The organism is Quisquiliibacterium sp. (assembly GCF_982640115.1).
In genome coordinates, this window is sequence record NZ_CEXFHW010000244.1 from 1 (window position 1) to 4,495 (window position 4,495).

The 4,495-nt window shown below is 68.9% G+C and carries 4 protein-coding genes; all 4 read right to left on the bottom strand.

What is annotated here, in order from left to right; translation table 11 throughout:
* Nucleotides 1–47: 47 nt before the first annotated feature.
* From AC2H6A_RS18085 to pheS, 4 genes are read right to left on the bottom strand one after another with little or no spacing between them, the layout of a single operon-like run.
* Entirely contained in the window at nt 48–515 is a 468-nt protein-coding gene (locus AC2H6A_RS18085; RefSeq protein ID WP_484275111.1) for a MerR family transcriptional regulator, read from the bottom strand.
* Between the two features lie 50 nt (nt 516–565).
* Nucleotides 566–937, bottom strand: coding sequence for an integration host factor subunit alpha (locus AC2H6A_RS18090; RefSeq protein WP_484275112.1), 372 nt, complete (start codon nt 935–937; stop codon nt 566–568).
* Between the two features lie 14 nt (nt 938–951).
* Nucleotides 952–3,360 (bottom strand): phenylalanine--tRNA ligase subunit beta, encoded by a 2,409-nt coding sequence (pheT, locus tag AC2H6A_RS18095; RefSeq protein WP_484275113.1) that lies wholly within the window; start codon nt 3,358–3,360, stop codon nt 952–954.
* A gap of 12 nt (nt 3,361–3,372) precedes the next feature.
* Nucleotides 3,373–4,395, bottom strand: a complete 1,023-nt coding sequence (pheS, locus tag AC2H6A_RS18100) for a phenylalanine--tRNA ligase subunit alpha (protein WP_484275114.1) — start codon at nt 4,393–4,395, stop codon at nt 3,373–3,375.
* Between the last annotated feature and the right edge of the window lie 100 nt (nt 4,396–4,495).

The following is a 4,495-nucleotide window of genomic DNA, read 5'->3' on the forward strand; positions in this document are numbered from 1 at the left end:
AGGAAGACCAAGAGTATAACCGATTGCGAGCCCACGCGCCGAGAGGGTCAGTCCGGATCGAGGAGGCTGAGCGCTCGCAGCAGGTCAGCGCGCACCGCGGCCAGGGTCTCGGTGTCCAGCGAGGCAGGCTGATCGGCCTCGGCAGGCAGCGCTGCCTGCGCCTCATCGAGCACGATGCCCTGATCATCGATGGCGAGCGCGGCTCCCTCGGCCCCGGGCCCGAGGCCGTTGCGGGAGCGCCCTGCCCCATCGCCGAGCCGATTGCGGGCGCCGCTGATCGTGAAGCCCTGCTCATAGAGCAGATCACGGATGCGCCGCACGAGGAGCACCTCGTGGTGTTGATAGTAGCGGCGGTTGCCGCGCCGCTTCATAGGCCGCAGCTGGGTGAACTCCTGCTCCCAGTAGCGCAGCACATGCGGCTTGACACCGCAGAGCTCGCTCACCTCGCCGATGGTGAAGTAGCGCTTGGCCGGAATCGGCGGCAGTGCCACCTTGGGTTCGTTGCGGGACTGCATGGGGGGCGCGGGCAGGATCGGGCAGTGGCTGCGATGGGCGCGGTGGGCGCTCAGCTGCGCTCGCTGCCGTCGATCTGCGACTTCAGCTTCTGACTGGCATGGAAGGTGACAACCCGGCGGGCCGAGATGGGGATCTCCTCACCGGTCTTGGGATTGCGCCCCGGCCGCTGCGGCTTGTCGCGCAGCTGGAAGTTGCCGAAGCCCGAGAGCTTGACGCTGTGGCCGCGCTCGAGCGCGCCGCGGATCTCGTCGAAGAAGGTCTCGACCATGTCCTTGGCCTCGCGCTTGTTCAACCCCACCCGCTCGAACAGCATCTCGGCGAGTTCGGCCTTGGTGAGCGTGAAGGCGTCGTCGGCGGCGTCACCCGGCTCGGGCGAAGTCAGCGGTTCGGGCAGCGTCGAGAGGGAGCCGGACGGATTCATGGAGGGGGAAGGAATCAGGCGCCAGCGCGCAGTCTGGCGCCGAGCCGATCGGCCAGTCGGGCCACGACCGCGTCCAGCAGGTGGGCCACTTCCTGATCGTTCAGCGTGCGCCGAGTATCTTGCATCCAGAATCGGAAGGCAAGGCTTTTTTCCTTATTTTCCAATCCCTTACCGCGATATTCGTCAAACAGTCTCACGTTCTGGACGAGCTCGCCAGCGGGCTGTTCGGCCAGCGCCTGCATGATCTCGTCGACCACGGCGCGGGCATCGAGGTCGGCCGGCACGACCCAGGCAAGGTCACGGACGACCGAGGGGAAACGGGAGGTTTCCTGCGGGCGGGCGAGCGCCCGTTGACGCAGCCAGGCCAGATCGAGATCGAGCAGCACCGGCGCCTGCGGCAGTTCGAGGGCCTGCTGCAGCGCCGGATGCATCACGCCAATCCAGCCCACCGCCTGGACGCCATCAAGGATGCGGGCGCTGCGTCCGGGATGCAGGGCGGCATGCTCGGCACGCTGATAGGTGAGCCCGGCCGCGCGCGCACCCACCAGCGCCTCGAGATCGCCCTTGAGGTCGAAGAAGTCGGCCGGCCGCGGGCTGGCGCCCCATTGATCATCGAGCACCGGGCCGAACGCGAGCGCGGCCAGGCGCAGGGGCTGATCGACCCCCTGGACGCTGTGCGGCCCGGCCGCCACCGAGGGATCGGCCCGGAAGACGCGACCGATCTCGAAGAGCCGAACCCGGCTCGCCTTGCGGTTGAGGTTGGTGCGCAGGGTGTCGACCAGCCCGGCCCACAGCGTGGTACGCATGACATCGAGATGCGCTGCGATGGGGTTGAGCAGGCGGATCGCCGGCCCCTGGCCGAAGCGGGCATCGAGCGCGCCCGAGACGAAGCCGAAGCTGATCACCTCCTGAAAGTCGCGCGCGGCCATCGCACGGCGCAGCTGGCCCACCGATCGCTCCTGCTCGGGCTGCGGCAGCATCGGCGAGGCAGCCCGCGGCGGGCGCACCGGCAGGCGCTCGAAGCCCCACACCCGCACCACTTCCTCGATCAGGTCCTCCTCGATCTGCAGGTCGAAGCGCCACGACGGCGGCTGGACCACGAATCGCCCGGGCTCGCGCACGACAGGCAGGCCCAGACGCTCGAAGCATTGCGCCATCTCGTCGTCGGCAATGGGCATGCCGATGACCTTGCGGGCACGGTCGGTGCGCATGGCCACCGGGTGACGCGACGGCAGACCGGTGATCTGGTCATCGATCGGGCCGGCCTGGCCGCCGCAGATCTCGAGGATCAGGCGCGACAGGTACTCGATGTGCGCCACCGTGGTGGCGGCATCGACACCGCGCTCGAAGCGCTGGGCGGCGTCGGTGGAGAAGTTGTAGCGGCGAGCGCGGCCGGCGATGGCCTGCGGCCACCAGAAAGCGGCCTCGAGGTAGATGTCGGTGGTGTCGAGCGACACCGCGGTGCTGTCGCCGCCCATGATGCCGGCCAGGCTCTCGACCTGGCTCGCATCGGCGATCACGCCCACCGAGCCGTCGAGCTCGATGGTCTGGCCGTTGAGCAGCTTCAGGGTCTCGCCGGGGCGCCCCCAGCGCACCTGCAGGCCGCCGTGGATGCGATGCAGATCGAACACATGCGAGGGCCGGCCAAGCTCGAGCATCACATAGTTGGAGATGTCGACCAGGGCCGAGATGGGACGCTGCCCGGCGCGCTCCAGGCGGCGCTTCATCCAGTCGGGCGTGGATGCCCGCGCATTGACGCCGCGGATGATGCGGCCGCTGAAGCGGCCGCACAGATCGGGCGCCTGCAGGCTGACCGGCAGGCGCTCGGACAGGCTCACCGGTACCGGCTCGAAGCGGGGCTCGCGCAGCGGCGCGCCGGTGGCGGCTGCCACCTCGCGGGCGATGCCCAGCACCCCGAAACAGTGGCCGAGATTGGGCGTGAGCTTCAGGGTGAGCACCGCATCATCGAGGCTGAGCGCGCCGCGCAGGTCGGCACCTACCGGAGCGTCATCGGCCAGCACCAGCAGGCCACCATGGTCTTCCGACAGGCCGAGTTCGCGTGCCGAGCAGAGCATGCCGTTGCTGCGCACACCGCGCATCTCCACCGGCTGGATGCCCAGCCCGCCGGGCAGTTGCGCACCGGGCAGCGCGCAGGGCACGCGCAGGCCCACGGCAACATTGGGTGCACCACAGACGATGGTCTGCAGGCCGTGGCCGGTGTCCACCTCGCAGACCGAGAGCTTGTCGGCTGCGGGATGCCGCGTGACCGAGACCACCCTGGCGACCACCACGCCGGTGAATGGCGGCGCGGCGGTGCCAACCTCCTCGACCTCCAGGCCGAGCATGGTGAGCCGATCGGCCAGCGCCTCGGTGGTGAGCTGCGGGTCGCAGAAGCTGCGCAGCCAGCTTTCGGGAAACTTCATCCGGGTGCCTCGTCAGCGGTTGAACTGCGCCAGGAAGCGCAGGTCGTTCTCATAGAAGAGCCGTAGATCGGCCACGCCATAGCGCAGCATGGCCAAGCGCTCCACGCCCGAGCCGAAGGCAAAGCCCAGGTAGCGCTCGGGATCGAGACCATAGTTGCGCATCACCGTGGGATGCACCTGGCCGGAGCCAGCGACCTCCAGCCAGCGCCCGGCCAGCGGGCCGTCGCGAAAGCGCATGTCGATCTCGGCCGAGGGCTCGGTGAAGGGGAAGTACGAGGGGCGGAAGCGCACATCGAGGTCGGTGGTCTCGAAAAAGCGCTGCAGGAACTCGGTGTAGACGCTCTTCAGATCGGTGAAGCTGATGTCGTCGTCGACCCAGAGGCCCTCGAACTGCTGGAACATCGGCGAGTGGGTGGCATCGGAATCCACCCGGTAGGTCTTGCCCGGCGCGATCACCTTGATGGGCGGCTGGTGGGTACGGGCATAGCGGATCTGCACCGGGCTGGTGTGGGTGCGCAGCAGCAGGCCATGGCCATGGGCATCACGCCCTTCGACATAGAAGGTGTCGTGCATCGACCGCGCCGGGTGGTTCTCGGGGGTGTTCAGCGCGGTGAAATTGAAGAAGTCTTCCTCGATCTCGGGGCCGTCGGCGACATCGAAGCCGATCGAGCGGAAGATCGCCTCGATGCGCTCGATGGTGAGCGACAGCGGGTGCAGGCCACCGGCACCGCTGCCGCGGCCGGGCAGCGTGACATCGATCGCCTCCTGAGCCAGCCGGGCATCGAGCAGCGCCGCGGCGATTGCCTGCTCGCGCTCGTTCACCGCCGCCTCGACCGCCTGCTTGGCCTCGTTCAGGGCCTTGCCGGCAGCGGCACGCTCGGCGGGCGAGAGCCGCCCGAGCGCCTTCATGTGGCGGGTGATCTCGCCCTCCTTGCCGAGGAAACGCGCCTTGGCGTCGGCCAGGGCAGCGGCATCGGGCGCCTGGCCGATCAGGGCGCCCGCAGTGGCGACGAGTTGGTTCAGATCGAGGTCCATGGCAGGACGGCTCCGGGGGGTGATGCGACCGGGCTGCGGCAGCTGCCACGACCCGGAAGCGGAATCCACAATGCAAACGGGGCCCGAGGGCCCCGTTTGC